Origin of the sequence: Nocardia sp. NPDC060220, assembly GCF_042727815.1 — a bacterium.
Lineage (GTDB): Bacteria > Actinomycetota > Actinomycetes > Mycobacteriales > Mycobacteriaceae > Nocardia.
The window spans coordinates 1-1331 of record NZ_JBHWZY010001285.1 but is presented as its reverse complement, the minus strand read 5'-3'; the positions used below and the strand labels follow the sequence as shown (position 1 = coordinate 1331).

Here is a 1331-nt window from a genome sequence, read left to right as displayed (position 1 = left end):
TCGTCCAGGAGCGCGAGTTGCTGTTGCTCGACGAGCCTTTCGGTGCGCTCGACTCCCTGACTCGCACCGAGATGCAGTCGTGGTTGCAGGAGGTCTGGCAGCGCTACCGGTGGATGGTCCTGATGATCACCCACGATGTCCGTGAGGCGGTCTACCTGTCGGACCGTGTGATCGTGCTGTCGGCGCGGCCGGCCACCGTGCGCCGCGAACTGCGCATCGACCTGCCGCGCCCGCGCGGGTTGTCCATGATCACCGCCCCCGAATTCGTCGCGCTGGAGGAAGAACTGCTCGCGATCCTGCACGAGGAGTCGCGTCGCTCACTCGAGCAGTCGCTGGGTCGAGCGACGAAACGCCCAGACGACGACCACTAGCGCCAGCGCCAGCAGCGGTGTTCCCATGACGATCTTGGCGGTGGCCAGCCAACCGGCTGCGTCGATGTCGTAGAGCCAGCCCTGAACGAAGTAGCGTGCCGCGAACACCGCGGCGAGGGCGAGGGTGGCGACATCGTGCCCGCGCAGGGACGGGCGGTCCTGCCGCCAGGCGAACTCGTTGCCGTGCAGCATGTTCCATAGCACGCCGGTCAGTGGTCGGCGTGCCAGCAGCGAGACGAGCGCGACAACGGCGCCGGCCAGACTCGCCCAGATGCCGACCAGGAAAAATCCGCCCGCCGAGCCGGTCCACGCGGCGACGCCACCGGCGACGACGACTCCGACGAGCCCGCCGCTCGCCTGGGCGACCGGCTCACCGCGAACGATCCGACATCCCATGATCGCCACCGCGACGGCGACGGCGGACCCGATGGCAATAGGTAGTGCCACCAGCGCATTCGCCACGACGAACGCAATGACCGGTATCGCCGTGTAGATCATTCCTGTGGTGCCGCCGAGTTGGTCGACCAGCCGCTGTGCAGGGTCGGCCGTCGATGCACGCGAGGCGGCGGACTCGTCGACGTCGCGGTGGGATTCGGGCTGAATCATCGTGCTCTCCAAGCGGTTGCGCGAAAAGGTGTTGTGCGAGGAACAGCTCCAACGTTCGTCGCCGCGAAGGTCGGAAACCAGTGCGCGCCAACACCTTTTCCGATGACACCCTCATGGATGCGACATGACATCTGTCACGACAACCGGCTCGGGATCACCTGCGGTGCTCAGCGCATGGGTTCCATCAGACTCAGCAACCCGAGATCCTCGGCGAGCGCGCCGTCCTGGCCGAGCGCCGCGAAGTCGGCCTCCACCTCCGACAGGGCGAGCTTGCCCGCGCGCACCGCGCGGTAGCGCACATACGACCAGAGGAAGACGTCGAGGTTGTCGAAGCGGGTCCCGCCCTCGAGAACC

1 protein-coding gene and 2 pseudogenes are annotated in these 1331 nt (G+C 67.0%); 1 reads left to right on the top strand and 2 read right to left on the bottom strand.

What is annotated here, in order from left to right:
- Positions 1-371 (top strand): annotated as a pseudogene (locus ACFWF3_RS36090) (ABC transporter ATP-binding protein); the annotation flags it as partial.
- Here ACFWF3_RS36090 and ACFWF3_RS36085 read toward each other — a convergent pair.
- Both ACFWF3_RS36085 and ACFWF3_RS36080 read right to left on the bottom strand, forming a co-directional pair.
- On the bottom strand, positions 318-977 hold the full coding sequence (locus tag ACFWF3_RS36085) for a DUF3159 domain-containing protein (RefSeq protein ID WP_379318653.1): 660 nt from the start codon (positions 975-977) through the stop codon (positions 318-320). The pseudogene ACFWF3_RS36090 and the gene ACFWF3_RS36085 overlap by 54 nt on opposite strands.
- 167 nt (positions 978-1144) lie before the next feature.
- A pseudogene (locus ACFWF3_RS36080) lies at positions 1145-1331 on the bottom strand (hypothetical protein); the annotation flags it as partial.